This is a genomic window from Corynebacterium sp. MSK150, from assembly GCF_030229215.1.
In the GTDB taxonomy this organism is placed as follows: Bacteria; Actinomycetota; Actinomycetes; order Mycobacteriales; family Mycobacteriaceae; genus Corynebacterium.
In genome coordinates, this window is the sequence record NZ_JASPHM010000004.1 from 1 (window position 1) to 14,853 (window position 14,853).

Annotated in this window: 13 protein-coding genes; 10 read left to right on the plus strand and 3 right to left on the minus strand. The window is 59.4% G+C overall.

Annotated elements, in window-relative coordinates; all coding sequences use genetic code 11:
- Nucleotides 1-134 precede the first annotated feature (134 nt).
- A complete protein-coding gene (locus tag QP941_RS03395; protein ID WP_284868008.1) occupies nt 135-1,025 on the minus strand; it encodes a DUF4282 domain-containing protein in 891 nt (296 codons plus the stop codon).
- 87 nt (nt 1,026-1,112) lie between these two features.
- On the minus strand, nt 1,113-2,174 hold the full coding sequence (locus tag QP941_RS03400) for a Cj0069 family protein (protein ID WP_284868009.1): 1,062 nt from the start codon (nt 2,172-2,174) through the stop codon (nt 1,113-1,115).
- A 248-nt stretch (nt 2,175-2,422) separates the two neighbouring features.
- Here QP941_RS03400 and QP941_RS03405 point away from each other — a divergent pair, with 248 nt between their 5' ends.
- The 7 genes from QP941_RS03405 to QP941_RS03435 all read left to right on the plus strand — a co-directional run bounded on the left by QP941_RS03405 (nt 2,423) and on the right by QP941_RS03435 (nt 8,954).
- Nucleotides 2,423-3,286, plus strand: a complete 864-nt coding sequence (locus QP941_RS03405; protein WP_005322559.1) for a sulfurtransferase — start codon at nt 2,423-2,425, stop codon at nt 3,284-3,286.
- Nucleotides 3,287-3,441: 155 nt separating this feature from the next.
- A complete protein-coding gene (locus tag QP941_RS03410) occupies nt 3,442-5,205 on the plus strand; it encodes an acetyl/propionyl/methylcrotonyl-CoA carboxylase subunit alpha (RefSeq protein WP_284766803.1) in 1,764 nt (587 codons plus the stop codon).
- A gap of 23 nt (nt 5,206-5,228) precedes the next feature.
- Nucleotides 5,229-5,672, plus strand: coding sequence for a hypothetical protein (locus QP941_RS03415; protein ID WP_284868010.1), 444 nt, complete (start codon nt 5,229-5,231; stop codon nt 5,670-5,672).
- 41 nt (nt 5,673-5,713) lie between these two features.
- The gene (locus tag QP941_RS03420; protein WP_284868011.1) at nt 5,714-6,295 is read left to right on the plus strand and encodes an ABC transporter ATP-binding protein; all 582 of its coding nucleotides are present in this window, start codon (nt 5,714-5,716) and stop codon (nt 6,293-6,295) included.
- Nucleotides 6,292-7,314 carry an ABC transporter permease gene (locus QP941_RS03425; RefSeq protein WP_284868012.1) on the plus strand — a complete coding sequence of 341 codons (1,023 nt, stop codon included), beginning with the start codon at nt 6,292-6,294 and terminating at the stop codon, nt 7,312-7,314. Before QP941_RS03420 ends, QP941_RS03425 begins: the two co-directional genes overlap by 4 nt.
- A gap of 141 nt (nt 7,315-7,455) precedes the next feature.
- A complete protein-coding gene (locus tag QP941_RS03430) occupies nt 7,456-7,833 on the plus strand; it encodes a GntR family transcriptional regulator (RefSeq protein ID WP_179387448.1) in 378 nt (125 codons plus the stop codon).
- A 14-nt stretch (nt 7,834-7,847) separates the two neighbouring features.
- Nucleotides 7,848-8,954, plus strand: coding sequence for a DUF1648 domain-containing protein (locus QP941_RS03435; protein WP_284868013.1), 1,107 nt, complete (start codon nt 7,848-7,850; stop codon nt 8,952-8,954).
- Between the two features lie 173 nt (nt 8,955-9,127).
- On the opposite strand, the gene QP941_RS03440 is transcribed toward QP941_RS03435, so the two are convergent.
- Nucleotides 9,128-12,559: a pyruvate carboxylase gene (locus tag QP941_RS03440; protein WP_284868014.1), complete on the minus strand. Its 3,432-nt coding sequence runs from the start codon at nt 12,557-12,559 to the stop codon at nt 9,128-9,130.
- 377 nt (nt 12,560-12,936) lie between these two features.
- Between QP941_RS03440 and QP941_RS03445 the strand changes: the two genes are divergently transcribed.
- Genes QP941_RS03445 through QP941_RS03455 form a run of 3 tightly spaced genes read left to right on the plus strand, consistent with a single transcriptional unit; the run spans nt 12,937 to nt 14,832 of the window.
- Complete coding sequence (locus QP941_RS03445) at nt 12,937-13,305, plus strand: GntR family transcriptional regulator (protein WP_239278886.1); 369 nt, start codon at nt 12,937-12,939, stop codon at nt 13,303-13,305.
- Nucleotides 13,292-14,146 carry an ATP-binding cassette domain-containing protein gene (locus tag QP941_RS03450; RefSeq protein ID WP_239278884.1) on the plus strand — a complete coding sequence of 285 codons (855 nt, stop codon included), beginning with the start codon at nt 13,292-13,294 and terminating at the stop codon, nt 14,144-14,146. The genes QP941_RS03445 and QP941_RS03450 overlap by 14 nt, the downstream gene beginning before the upstream one ends.
- Nucleotides 14,147-14,148: 2 nt before the next feature.
- Complete coding sequence (locus tag QP941_RS03455; protein WP_239278883.1) at nt 14,149-14,832, plus strand: transglycosylase; 684 nt, start codon at nt 14,149-14,151, stop codon at nt 14,830-14,832.
- The last annotated feature ends 21 nt before the right edge of the window (nt 14,833-14,853 follow it).

Here is a 14,853-nt window from a genome sequence, read left to right on the forward strand (position 1 = left end):
ACTTCGAGCTCTCAATGAAAACTACTCCCCACTAATCGGAAACTGATTTCTCAGTCCAACTAATGGGGAGCAGTTCAATCCCGCTGGGGCGCTCGCCTTTGCTCCCGTAATTGAGCAAGCAGCTCATGACAGTGCTAGTCCATCTTGTCCAGGATATCGCCGGTGTTTTGTGCAATGCGCACGTTAGCCACCATCGCTTCCAGGAATAGCCTGATGGCAACCATGATTGCGTAGTAGATGACAGTGCTCAGTACCGCCAGGAAGATGAAAGCAAAGATGCTTCCGAAGATCGCGGACGCGGAATCTTCCTGAATGCCATAAATGCCCATGCCGGTGGCGAACAAGAAGGCACCGAGGAGGTGAAGGATCCACATGATGCCACCAAGAATCATGGCAACCTTGTAGATTTCCTTCACGTGGGTGAGTGTCAGGAAGTGCTTGAACTCGAACTCAAAGAGACCGCCCAATAGGCCGTCTTTCTTGCCCAAGCCCTTGAGGGCGTCACTCATCTGGCTCTTCTTATCGCCAAGCGTCTGGCCGGAATCGGCAGGAGCATCGCTAGCCTGGGGGAACTGTCCGAATCCCTGGCTCGTACCCTGCTGTTGGGTGTAACCGCCGAAAACCGGCTGATCGCTAGCGGACTGGGCAGACCCGAATTGGTTGCCGTTCGCAGCAGCGTCCGACGACGAATCAGTAAATGGATTATGCGCACGGGAGGCAGCGCCTTCGCTTGGGGTGGAGGACTTCGAGGAGGCCCAGAAGTCAGAGGAGCTGTCCTGCGCGCTCGGCTGCGGGGAAGAAAGGTCACTCGATTTTCCAGGCTCACCAGGCTTATCGGTGTGGCCGAAAGACTTCGTCTCTTTGGCATCGGTAGGTCCGAATTCCTTGGTCTCATTCACCTCGGAGGCACCGGTGCCTTCGGTGCTTTTCGCAGCGTCCTCGGCGTGGTGACGCGGGGTCTCGGAAAAATCGCGCGGAGAAAAATCCTTCGGAAACCCGTCGGAGTTGAAATCATTATCAGCCATAATCTGGTCCTTAGAAAATGCTTTAGGGGATGGTAGGAAAATGCCCCACGGTCACCCGTGGGGCCACTTGGCAGGATACAGCGTGCGCTAGGCGTTCGCGTCCTGAACGCGACGAATCGCCTCGGCGGCAACCTTTTCTTGGATGCCCATGTCCAGCTCGGAAGTGAAGCCAACGCAGGAGCAGTTGATCTCGCCGAGGACGTAGGTGTCGGTGCCATCGGGGGCGTCGTCAAGCATGAAGTCCGCAGTCCAAATCAGCGGAACATCCTTGGTATCGCCGAGCTTCTCTGCGATAACGGGGCGCGCCTTCTCAAACATCTCCAGCAGTTCCGGCCACGATTCCGGCTTATCGTAGGTGTACTTGGCACCGGAGAAGAGCGTTGCGGAGAAGTTATCGCCGCCTTCCGCTGGCTTCTTGTGCACGATAAATACCGGCTCATTGCCCACGAGCAGGATGCGGATTTCGCCCTCTACAATGCGCGGCATAAAGCGCATGTCCACCAGCATGCCGTTATCGCCCTCAATGTACTGGTCACAGAAGTCCATGAAGGCGCCCAGCTTGTAGTCGTGGGTCTGATTGTCTACTGCTTCGGTGCACTTCAGGGCGGTGTCGAGCGGGAGCGCGGTGCCCGGTTCTACGGACTGGGCAAGCTCCTGATCCGCGAGACGCACGCGCCAGATGCCCTCACCGGTGGAACCGCGGTTTTGCTTGAGCACCCGCTCACCATAAGACAGCGAGGTGGGGAAAGTGTTATGCAGCTCTTCTACCTCGTAGTACGCGGCGGTATCTTCCGGTACCAGCGGGGTGTCATTGAGCTTGACCAGTGCATCTTTGGCGCCGTAGGCCATCATGTCCGCCGGGGTGGACATACCTACCAGGCCGGCATCTGCCAACCTGGTGAGCAATTCGAAATAGCCCTTCTCGCCACCGGGGATACTGCCTGGGTTCACGCGAGAGATATAAGCATCAAAGTTTTCAGAAACCTGGGCGTAGATCTCTTCCGCGTTGTCTGGGTGGAAGTAGATAACCTCCGCATCCCAGCCCTGTTCCTTGATCGCGTTGACGATCGGCATGGTGTCCTTACGGTGACCGTCTGCGCCTTTATCGGAGCCGCCCTCTACCTCAAATACAACGATTGCCTTGTGCACTAGCAGTTCCCTTCTTAGGTGGTGTTCATAGCACGTTGTCGCACCATATCCGGAGTTTATCCCAGCTTTTTCTCCACCGCGCGGCCAACTGCCCCCTCTGTCTAACCCCGCCGGCCAGCGACCCTATTTCCCCGGCCGAGCCCTGTATCGCACACCACAGGCATGATCCCCGAGTGATCACCACGGGAAAATTCGGGTTAAAGTGGTGGGAGCGAAATACTAACCCTTATAGGAAAGGCAGGCGGACAGTGGCTGACGTTGATCCCTATCCCCCATTTCAGGAATACGCACACCCCGAGCGCCTCGTGTCTGCACCGTGGCTGTCCGCACGCCTAGGTATCAAGGGCTTGCGTGTCATCGAGGTCGATGAAGACTCGCTCCTCTATGACATTGGCCATATCCCCACCGCCACCCGCATCAACTTCCGCACGGAACTATTGAGCCCACTTACTCGCGATTTCATCGATGGCAAAGAGTTCACTGCCTTGATGCGGGACAAGGGCATTAATGCCGACGATACGATTGTCCTTTATGGCGATAAGTCCAACTGGTGGGCTGCCTACGCCCTGTGGGTATTTACCCTCTTTGGCCACAAAGATGTTCGCCTGCTCGATGGTGGCCGCAATGCCTGGATGGCCGAAGAACGCGATACTTCCTTCATGGTGCCGGACTTCCCCGTATCCGAATACCCCGAGGTAAGCCGCGATGATTCCGTCCTGCGTGCCTTCGTAGACCAGGTGCGCGAGTCCGAAGGAGCGCTCGTGGATACCCGCTCCCCAGAGGAGTTTGCGGGCGAGGCTACCGAGCACGATCCCAATGGCGATTCCGCCTACGGCACCACCATGCGCCACGGCCACATCCCGGGCGCCATTAACCTCGAGTGGGACCGTTCCAACTATCCCAACTCCTGCTTCCGTTCGGCCGAGGAGCTCAAGGTCAACTACGGCATGCTGGAGCCTGAATCTGCAACGATCCTCTACTCCCACGTGGGCGCGCAGGCCGCGCACACCTGGTTTGTGTTGACGCATCTTTTGGGATTCACAAAGACGCAGGTCTACGATGGTTCGTGGTCTGAGTGGGGCAATATGGTGAAAATGCCGATTGAGCGTTAACTTTTCGGTTTCGCCACATAAACCCATATCCGGCATGGATGTGGGTTTATTTTTGTTCAAAAATATCCCCACTCGCGTGCGTGAAAATTAACTCATGCTTTTGTGTGCAAGAATAGATTGCGTATTCAACCTAATGTGTTCAGGAGGTTGCTGCCGTGGCAGTAGAAACCAAAAAGATCTCTAAGGTTCTCGTGGCGAACCGCGGTGAGATCGCCGTTCGCGTGATCCGCGCGGCCCGCGACGCTGGCATTGCCTCCGTCGCCGTCTACGCCGAGCCAGACGCCCAGGCACCTTTTGCCTCGCTTGCCGACGAAGCCTTTGCCCTCGGCGGCACCACTTCTGCCGAGTCCTACCTCGTCTTTGACAAGATTCTGGACGCCGCAGAAAAGTCCGGCGCCGATGCCATCCACCCCGGCTATGGCTTCTTGTCTGAAAACGCCGACTTTGCCCAGGCCGTCATCGACGCCGGCCTGACCTGGATTGGTCCCTCACCCGAGTCCATCCGTGATTTGGGAGATAAGGTCACCGCGCGGCACATCGCCGAGCGCGCCGAGGCCCCCATGGCCCCAGGTACCAAGGATCCGGTAGCCGGCGCAGATGAAGTGCAGTCCTTCGCCATGGAATACGGCCTGCCCGTAGCCATTAAGGCTGCCTTTGGCGGCGGCGGCCGCGGCATGAAGGTCGCCTACTCCGCAGAGGAAATCCCGGAGCTCTTTGAATCTGCTACCCGTGAAGCAACCTCCGCCTTCGGCCGCGGCGAGTGCTTCGTAGAGCGCTACCTGGATCGGGCGCGCCACGTCGAAGCCCAGGTACTGGCGGATAAGCACGGCAACGTAGTCGTCGTCGGCACGCGCGATTGCTCCCTGCAGCGCCGCTTCCAAAAGCTGGTCGAAGAAGCCCCAGCTCCTTTCCTCACTGATGAGCAGCGCGCCTCCATCCACGAGTCCGCCAAGCGCATCTGCCGCGAGGCCGGCTACTACGGCGCAGGCACCGTGGAATACCTGGTGGGCGCCGATGGCCTCATTTCCTTCCTGGAGGTCAATACCCGCTTGCAGGTGGAGCACCCAGTTTCCGAGGAAACTACCGGCCTCGATCTCGTACGCGAGCAGTTCCGTATTGCTGAGGGCCACGAGCTCTCGTTGAAGGAAGACCCCACCCCGCGTGGCCATGCCTTCGAGTTCCGCATCAACGGCGAGGATGCCGCGGCAAACTTCATGCCGGCCCCTGGCACCATCGTGAAGTACTCCGAGCCAGCGGGTCCGGGCGTGCGCGTTGATTCCGGCGTCGTCCAGGGCTCCGTCATTGGCGGCCAATTCGATTCCATGCTGGCCAAGCTCATCGTCTGGGGCCCAGACCGCGAGACCGCGCTGCGTCGCTCCGCCCGCGCCCTGTCCGAGTACACGGTGGAGGGCCTGCCCACCGTTATCCCGTTTGACCAGGCTGTCGTTGCTGACCCCGCCTTCGCTGCAGAAGACGGCAACTTCGGCGTCTACACCAAGTGGATCGAAGAGGAATGGGATAACCAGCTGCCCGCCCACGATGAGTCCACCGATGCAGAGGCCGCCGAGGCGGAGCCTTCCCAGGTGCACACCGTGGAAATCAACGGCCGCCGCATCGAGGTTGCCCTCCCTGCCTCCTTCGGCGCCAACGGCACCCCACGCAAAAAGAAGAAGCGTAAGGGCTCTGGCGCCAAGGCCGCCGTATCCGGCGACGCCGTTACCTCCCCAATGCAGGGCACGGTCATCAAGGTCAACGTCGAAGAAGGCCAAGAGGTTGCCGAGGGCGAAGTCCTCCTCGTGCTCGAGGCCATGAAAATGGAAAACCCCGTCAAGGCACATAAGGCCGGCACCGTTACCGGCTTGGCCGTAGAAGCAGGCGCTTCTACCACCAAGGGCAGCGTACTGCTGGAAATCAAGTAGCCTGCCCCGCTAGCCTTGGAAGAATGACTGATTCTTCCCTCGGCGTGCGCTTGGCCAAGGAAGAGGACCGCGATTATCTTGCGGGCCTCTTCCCTTCTTCTATTGCGGACTGGTCCCCCATTGTGGACGGCGGGGTCATCGCCCTGCCCATGTCCGCCAACGAGGACCCCACCGTTGCTCCCCGCGGCGCCGCGCTCCTGCGCTACTACCCCGCCGCCGATAAGGGCCCAGCTTTCTTGGGCGATCCCTCGGCGCACCCGCTTGACGACGCCACCTGGCTCACCCCCTTCGACCCCGAGGACATTCCCGAGCTCATCGTCTCCAGCGATGACCCCGCCGCCCGCGAGTTGCTTATTACCAACGCTATCGACCTCGCGGCCGAGCAGACTGCCCCCGGCATCTCTTCTGCCACGGCCCTGCCCGGATTCGAGGAACTCGCACCCGGCAAGTTCTTCCGCCGCTTCTAGCTCGCCCCTAGGTCCGGCCACCCTCTGCTAACCTGGATACAATGCTGAAAATAGATGCAACTTATGGACATTCCACCGCTTTAGGGCAGCTGAGTCGCACCTTCGACGCTGGGCGCGTATACGGCTTGAAGGGCCCCAATGGTGCGGGTAAATCTACGCTGCTGCAGACCTTAAGCGGCGAAATTACCCCACTAAAAGGTACCGTCTCCCTCGACGGTGCCGCACCCGGCAGCGCAGAAGCGGCCGGCTCCGTGATCGCAGTCGCGGACCCGGTCTTCTTGCCCGACCTCACCGTCGGCGAGCACTTCACCCTGCTTTCGCGCCGCTCCGGCGTGGACTTTGCCGAGGTCCATGAGCTCTGGGCCATCGACGACGCCATCCTAAACTCCGCGGTCAGCGACCTTTCTTCGGGCCAGCGTCAGCGCGTCTACCTCGCCGCCCAGCTCTATCAGCCGGCCAAGGCCCTGCTTATCGACGAACCCGAGCGTCACCTTGACCACACCTGGACCGCCTTCTTGGCCGAGGAGCTGCGCCACCTCGCCGACGAGGGCCGTTGTGTAGTGCTGGCCTCCCACTCCCCGGCCATCTTCGATGCCTGTGATGAAGTGGTGGAGATTTCATGAAGCTTTTATCCCACGCCTCTTCAGCTATCTATTACGCTTTCATCGCGGCGCTCATCGCGAGCGTCAGTGTCTACGCTTGGCAGAATGCCGCCGAGGTTTTGCCCTCGCTCGCGCAGCGCACCGCCGCGTCCCTGCCCGCCACTGCGACCATCGGCGCTGCGTTCGGCTCCCTCGCCCTCATCGTTCTCCTCGAGGCGCTCTATCCGCTGCGCAGCCTTTCCCTGGGCCGGTGGGTCTATGTGGATAGGCCGCGGGGGCGTATGCGGGGCGTCGATAAGCTGTCCATTGCCCAGCTCGCCGGCGTAAGTCTCCTCGGCCTAGCCCTGTGCACGTCGCTGCACCTTCCGTTCTATGCGGCGATGGCCCTGCCCTTGCTGCGCATTGCGATCGGCTGGCGTTCCTTTAATCTCGCCTCGCTTCTTCGTGCGGGCCGCACCCGTGCCGTCGGCTCGTCCTCCTTTGGGCTTTTGGATTCTGAGGTTTCTGCCGATGCCATCGCCTCCCAGTCGGCGCGCCTGGGCCCCAGCTCGCGCGCCACGGCGTCGCCCAGCCGCCTCTTTTTCCGGCGCCTATACCGCCGCTGGTACATCCCGCTCGGCGCGGTAGCTGTCATCGGCCTCACTCTGGGTCTTGCCCCACAACTCGGCAGCCTGGCGCTCATAGCATTCGCTGCCGCATGGACCATCGTCGGCGCCGCCACCGGCCGCGCCGCATCCTTCGGCCGCATCATCGACGGAGCCTGGCCCGACTGGGGACTTCCCCTGACCGCGACAGCCGGTGCCGCCGTTCTCGGTACCGCCTTCATCGCCGCCATGTGGAAGCTGCCGATACTCGTACTCGCCGCGTGCTGTTTAGGACTTACCTATGCCTCCTTCAAGCGCTCCCGCCCTGCGCGAGTGACCACCATGAATATCATCGACACCGGTGGCTTCGGCGCTTCATTCTCCCCCGAAGTCTTCGGTTACTTCCTGCGCGGTGGCTACGGCATTGCGGCCATAGCCGTGGTTCTCTTCTTTTAGCCACCCTGCACTTTCCCCAGGTACGCCACTTCAATAAGTGGAACATACCTGGGGATTTCTTTTGAGCTTTATTCTGTATTACTTCACATAACACAGTTTGTGTTACTATAAGTAATACAGAATAAAGATTGGAGGTGACAGATGTTCATTAACCTCAACCCCGATTCAGATGTCCCCGTCTTCCAACAAATCCACGATGAATTAGTACTGGCCATAGCTCGCGGCCAGCTCTCTGATGGTGACAAGCTAGACCCCGTCCGCCGCGTCGCCAAAGACATAGGCATCAACCCAGCCACCGTGAAGAAGGCGTACGATCTCTTGGTTTCTGACGGCCTCGTAGAAACCGCCGGCCGCTCCGGCTCCATCGTCAGACCCGGCGCTCACACCGAGGCGCAAGAAAGACAACTAGCTGAGCAATTAGGCCGAGTAGTCGCGCTCGCTCGTGCCCAAGGCTTTAGCCCAGATGAGCTCCACACCCACCTCAGCTCCACTCTTAAACACTTGGAAGTATCGTCATGATTTTCGCACTTTTAATGGCCGTCACAACTCTCGCTATTACCTGGATTATGGCCCAAACGCCCTCCCTTACCTCGCCCGGCACACCGCTCGGTGTGCGCGTGCCAAAGGACTACCTTTCCGATAGTGCAGTTACCTCCGCCCTTGCTGGATACAAGGTCCGTACTTGGGGCTGCGGCATCGCGGCAACAATTCTGTCCCTCTTTGCCTGGAAATTGCCACTCCTCGCCGCCGTACCGTCCCTCTTGGTAACGCTCGGCGGCTTGTGGGCCTACATCTCTCAACGCCGCCGCATCATCGCCGCGAAAAAGGCCGGCGGTTGGTTCGACGAGGTTGAAACCACCATCGCTGCTCGTGTGTCCACCAACGCCAATGGCACACCCGAATTCGAAGGCACCCCCACGCCGACTTTTCCGTGGATAACAATGCTCGCCTCGCTGTTGTGTATCGCGGCCGGTGCCATCATCGTCGCTTCCCACTGGTCCGATATTCCTGACCCCGTTCCAGTGCACTGGAATTCTTCCATGGAGGCAGATAATTGGAGCGAAAAGAATATCGGCAGCGTATTTTCTCTCTCCTTCATCGCCTTAGGAACGCTCTTACTTTTCGCCATCATCTGCTCTTTTATCGCGCATAGTGAGGTATCCCCACGTTCAGAACGCAGCATTAAAGCTCGACTGCGCAACGAGGCCAACCTCGCCTTCACGAATACCGGAATGGGGGTTCTCACCCTGCTCGTGTGTGCCGGCATGGCCTTCCTGCAAGTAACCGGCCCTGTACCGCAATTTCAGCGGTTCAACGGCGCCGCCATTATCACGATGTTGGTTCTTACCATCGGTGGCAGCATCGGACTGGTTGCGTTTCTTCTCTACAAACAATCTCAATTATCTGAACAACTGCGTGGAATCCGCTTTCCCGATGAAGACAAAGAGTCACCAGACAATGACCATCTCTATAAATGGGGAGTGATGTACTACAACCCCGAGGATCCGGCGGTACTAGTGGATAAGCGCTTCGGCACAGGCGTGTCGTTTAACTTCGCCCGCTGGCAGGCCAAGGCATTTTTCGCCATCACACTTCTGGTTCTAGTCGGCTCAATAGCGCTGCCTTTCCTACTAGACTGAAAATTTTAGCCCCTCCACGCTGAATCACGACTTTCGTCCATATAAACCATGGATTTCGTCGACGGTTTTGGTGGTTTATATGGACGAAAATCGCGAAAAGCCACCCGCAGATAGCACAGCGCCCCGCTTCCTAGAGGATTGAGCGAAGGAAGCGGGGCGCTGGCGTGCGTCAGTTAGTTGATGACGGCAATGAGGTCGCCGCCTTCCACCTTGGTGGCCTGTCCGATGGCCACGCGCTCGACCACACCATCCTTGGTGGCGGAGATGGATGCTTCCATCTTCATCGCCTCGATGACCGCGATCTGGTCGCCGGCCTTAACCTCGTCGCCAGGCTTGGCGGTCGGGTTGACCACACCAGCAAATGGTGCGGCGACGTGGCCCTCGTTGGAGGGGTCGGCCTTTTCTACGGTAGCGACCGTGGATTCGGCGTTCTCGTCGCGCACCTTCATCGGGCGGATCTGGCCGTTGACGTTGAGAACCACGTTACGCATGCCCTTTTCGTCCGGCTCACCCACGGCGTCGAGACGCACCACGACCTGCTTGAGGTCAGCGCGATCGGTGGAGTCCTCTGGGAAGTAGTGGACGACCTTTTCTTCGCCTTCGGTAAGACCATAGAAGAAGGTGGTATCCGTCAGTGCCTCGGTGTTGCCGTACTTGCGGCGGAACTCGTTGAATTCCTCGAACTGCTTCGGGAATAGCAGGCGATTCAGGCTGGCACGGCGCTCATCCGAGTTATCGGATTCCAGATGCGGTTGCTCTTCCGCAGGAACCTCGCTCACCTTGGCGCCGGTTTCCTCGCGGCCATCGAGCACCTTATCGCGCAGCTCCGGCCAACCGCCCGGAGGGGTACCGAGCTGGCCGCGGAGGAACTGGTTGACCGAGTCCGGAATATCGAACTTGGTGGGGTTGGCAGCGAAGTCCGCAGGGTCTACGCCGGCACCGACAAGGTGTAGGGCGAGGTCGCCCACAACCTTGGAGGATGGGGTGACCTTGGTCGGACGGCCCAGCATCTCATTGACGGCTGCATAGGTGTCCTCGATGACCTCGAAGCGGTCTGCCAAACCGAGGGCAACGGCCTGGGCACGCAGGTTGGACAGCTGGCCGCCCGGAATCTCGTGCTTGTACACGCGACCGGTCGGGCCAGGGATACCGTTCTCAAACGGGGCGTAGAGCTGGCGGACGGCCTCCCAGTAGGGCTCGAGATCCGATACGGCCTGCAGGTCGATGCCGGTATCGCGCTTGGACTGAGAGAATGCTGCAATAAGGGCGGACAGCGACGGCTGCGAGGTGGTACCAGCCAGCGGCGCGGAGGCGCCGTCGACGATGTCGGCGCCGGACAAGGCGGCCGCATAGTAGGTTGCCATCTGGCCGCCCGCGGTATCGTGCGTGTGCACGTGCACCGGCAGGTCGAATTCCTTGCGCAGCGCCATAACCAGCTTGGAAGCGGCCTCAGGGCGGAGCAGACCGGCCATATCCTTGATGGCAAGGATATGGGCTCCGGACTCTACAATCTGCTCGGCCAGCTTGAGGTAGTAATCCAGCGTGTACAGGTTCTCCTTCGGCGACGAAAGGTCACCGGAGTACGCCATGGCCACCTCAGCAACGGTGGTATTGGTCTCGAGGACGGCATCGATGGCGGGGCGCATCTGGGAGACGTCGTTAAGAGCATCAAAGATGCGGAAGACGTCCACGCCGGACTTGGCTGCTTCCTGGACAAAGCCGCGGCAGACCGAGTCTGGGTACGGGGTATAGCCCACAGTGTTGCGTCCGCGCAGGAGCATCTGGATGTTCTGGTTTGGCATAGCCTCGCGCAGCATGTCCAAGCGGACCCATGGGTCCTCGTGAAGGAAGCGCATGGCGACGTCATAAGTTGCACCACCCCATGCCTCGACCGAGAACAGGTTCGGGGTCATGCGGGCTACGGCTTCGGCTGCAGAAACCAGGGCGGTACTACGCACGCGGGTAGCCAGCAGGGACTGGTGGGCGTCGCGGAAGGTGGTATCCGTAACCATCAGCGCATTCTGCTGGCGGATCTTCTCCGCCCACTTTTGCGGACCAAACTCGAGCAGGTCATCTCGGGAACCGCGCGGCAGCGGCTCGGAAAGGTCTAGCTCGGGGAGCTTATCAAAGGGGCGCAGCGCCGTTGGGCGCGTACCGTTGGGCTTATTGACGGTGGTCTCCGCGATGTACTCGAGGATGCGACCAGATTCGTCGACTGCCGGTGGAGCCTTGAGCAGGTCCGGATGATCACTAATGAAGCCCGTGTTCACGCGCGTCTTGGTGAAGTCCGGCTCGCGCAGCAAAGCACGCAGGAATCCAATATTGGTGGCTACGCCAGAGACATGGAACTCATTCAGCGCACGCTGGGCGCGCTGGACGGCCTGCTCAAAGTTGACGCCGCGGCAGGTCATCTTCACCAACAGGGAGTCGAAGTTGGGCGAAACCTCTGCGCCCACGGACGTTGCACCGTCCAGGCGCACGCCGGCGCCGCCCGGCGAACGATACGCGGTCAGCGTGCCGGTATCCGGGCGGAAGCCGTTATTCGGGTCCTCGGTGGTAATGCGGCACTGCAGGGCCGAACCGGTGATGGAAATCTTGTCTTGGGCGAGGTGAATATCTTCCAGCGAAGCGCCGGCCGCGATATTCATCTGGGCCTTGACGATGTCTACGCCGGTGATTTCCTCGGTCACGGTGTGCTCCACCTGCACACGCGGGTTCATCTCGATGAAGACGTGATTGCCGCGCTCATCGACAAGGAATTCCACGGTGCCCGCGCCTTCGTAATTGATGTGCTCACAGAACTTCACCGCATCCTGGCAGATGCGGTCACGCAGCTCGGAATCCAGTGACGGCGCCGGCGCAATCTCTACCACCTTCTGGTGGCGGCGCTGCACCGAGCAGTCACGCTCAAAGAGGTGCACCACATTGCCCTGGCTATCGGCCAGAATTTGTACCTCGATGTGCTGTGGTTTGATGACCGCGGTCTCTAGGTACACGCTGCCGTCACCGAACGCCGCCTCCGCCTCGCGCGAAGCCTCGGCCGCCTTTTCGCGCAGCTGATCCTCGGATTCCACGAAGCGCATGCCGCGCCCGCCACCACCGGCGACGGCCTTAACAAAGACCGGGAAGTTGAAGTCCTTGGAGTATTCCACCAGCTTATCGACGTCCGTCGATGGCTCCGAGTCCTTCAACGTCGGCAGCCCAGCTTCCTTAGCGGCGTTCACCGCGGCAGCCTTATCGCCGGTCAGGTCAAGGGTGCTAGGGGTAGGGCCAATGAACTTGATGCCATTGTCTTCACAAGCCCTAGCGAGATCCGCGCGCTCAGACAAAAAGCCATAACCAGGATAAATAGCATCTGCACCGGCCTTCTTTGCTGCGCGAATGACCTCATCGATACTCAGGTAAGCCTTAACCGGTTGACCTTCAGTGCCGATGCGCACAGCTTCATCCGCAAAAGCGCGGTGAAAAGAATTGCGATCTTCGCGGGGATAGACCGCAACGGTCTTTGCCCCAGTTTCAAAGGCAGCACGGAATGCACGGACGGCGATTTCGCCACGGTTGGCTACCAGAATCTTTTTGAACGATGGAAGCGCGGGATTAGCCACTTCTGTGTTCCTTTCAGCTCGGAAGACGCCGCAGTGCAACGCCTCCTGTTGGGTGATCCGCATCTCAGTTTAGAGGGCTACCCCTCAAATGTCTGCCCTTTTCTGCGCCTAATTCGCCACACTTACCAGCAGCGGAGCCACCACGTGGCGATTTCTGCAGGGCGACCAGTAATAACGAGATCAGCGATTCTGTAAATATTGCAAACTTTTAATTCAACAACTTACGCAACGGGGACGCCCACTATTACATCGCGACCGCGTCCCGCATTACCCTCACCGTTGACCGCTGGTGCCTTCCGTTATATGGTTACCCACATAGGTGGTTAACCCATACACCAGAAAGGGAGTCATATGCCACGAACTAGAGAGGCCGCAGCATGAGTGACACCCGGCCTATTTACCAGCAACTGGCAGGAGGAATCAGGGACATGATTATTTCCGGCGAACTCCCAGAGGGAGAACGCGCCCCCAGCACCAATGAGCTTTCGGCTTTCCACTCCGTCAACCCCACTACCTCTGCAAAGGCACTGACCGTCCTCTTTGAGGAAGGGCTGCTAGAAAAACGTCGCGGCTTGGGCATGTTTGTGCGCGAAGGCGCGCGCGACAAGGTCCGCCACCAACGCCAAGAAGCCCTGAGAGAAGACTTCATCCTTCCTCTTCTCAAAGAAGGAGCCGCGCTGGGCTTAAGCGCCAGCGACATCGCCGACCTCATCGAAGCCGAAGGAGACCATCATGACGCACCTTAAGTTGCAGAACGTTACCTGCAAGCACCGCCTGCATGTGCCGCACCTCGATCTCACCGCCGGTATGTACGGGCTGATCGGCCCCAATGGCGCCGGCAAGACCACGCTCCTCCGCACAGTGGCCGGCTTCCTGCCCGCCAAGGGCAGCATCGATACCTCGCAGGTGGCGATAGCGCGCACCGGCGCCGATATCTTGCTTTCCGGTTCCACCGTGCGCCAGCACCTGCGCGCCGCAGAGCACGTACGTGAGGGATTCGACGTGGGGTATGCGGAGGAACTGTTGGATAAGATGGGCGTCGATAAGCGCAGCAAGAACCGCTCTTTAAGCACCGGCCAGCGCCAACTGGTTGCCTGTGCCACTGCCCTGGCGGCGCGCACACCGGTCACCCTCCTCGATGAGCCCTTCAATGGCTTGGATGCGCCGACGCGCACGCGCCTGCGTGAGCTCATCATCGCCCATGCCGCGGCCACCCCGGATTGGCTACTCGTGCTCTCTTCGCACCGGGCGGAAGATCTCGTGGGTTTAATTGACCAGGTCATTACCGTGCACGACGGCACAGTCAATAAGCCCACCGATCTTGAATCCCAACGGCCGCACTACCCAGTGCTCACGGGCAGCACCAAAGACGTCGAGCAAGCACTCGCGCTTGCCGACGCCCTCCCACTCCACCAATCCTCGCTTGGCTCGACCACCAAAGTTAATGCTTGGTCCCCGGTGCCGTTTCCGGACGATACCGTGGACGCCACCCAAATCACCGTCTCCTACCTTGACGACGGCCAGCTCATTGATTCCCTTGTTTCCCGCGCCCATGAATCCACCCGCACCTCACAAGAGGAGTCCTAGCCATGAAACTGCTTAAGACCTTTAATCTCAACGCCACAAAGACCTTTATCGCCGTTTGCATTATCGTCGCATTGCTGTGGAGCGTGCCTTATTTCCTGCCCACCGACCCAACAACGATTAGCGCTAACCCTGCTGGCTGGGGAATTCTCGCCGTATTCATTTGGGGCCTCTACTGCGCCTTCACCGCAACTGAATACCGGGCCCTTCGTGGACTGGGAATGCGCCCACAGCAGTGGCTGATGAGCATGCACGCGACCCTATGGCTAGCCGCGTTCGTATTCGGCGCCATTGCTTGGCTGACATTTTATGTCGCGCTACGCGCTGGCGTAGACATGTACTCGTCGTGGGTTATCTCTCCTGGCAGTTCCGGTCTCAGGCCTCTCTTCGCTCGAGTCGCGACCTTGGGAAGCTTTATTTGTGGCCACCTACTTACCGGATACATCGGCACTTTCATCGGCTTAGTGGTCAGTAGCGCCAAACAACGTTCTCTGTTCACCCGGTTCTTGCTTATTGTTGGCATCCTTGTCGGCTTCTATGCAGCAGCACTCCTGCTGGCAATTCTTATTGATAGCCTAGGGACTGTCCACATCGGCGCCCCTTGGCCAGGTTTATTCTTCTTCTCGGCTTTGACTGTCATCGTTTTCTCACTGGTGATGCATCAGTTAGCGCGGCGAGTCCAGCCTTAGACTATCCGTGGAAAACGGCTA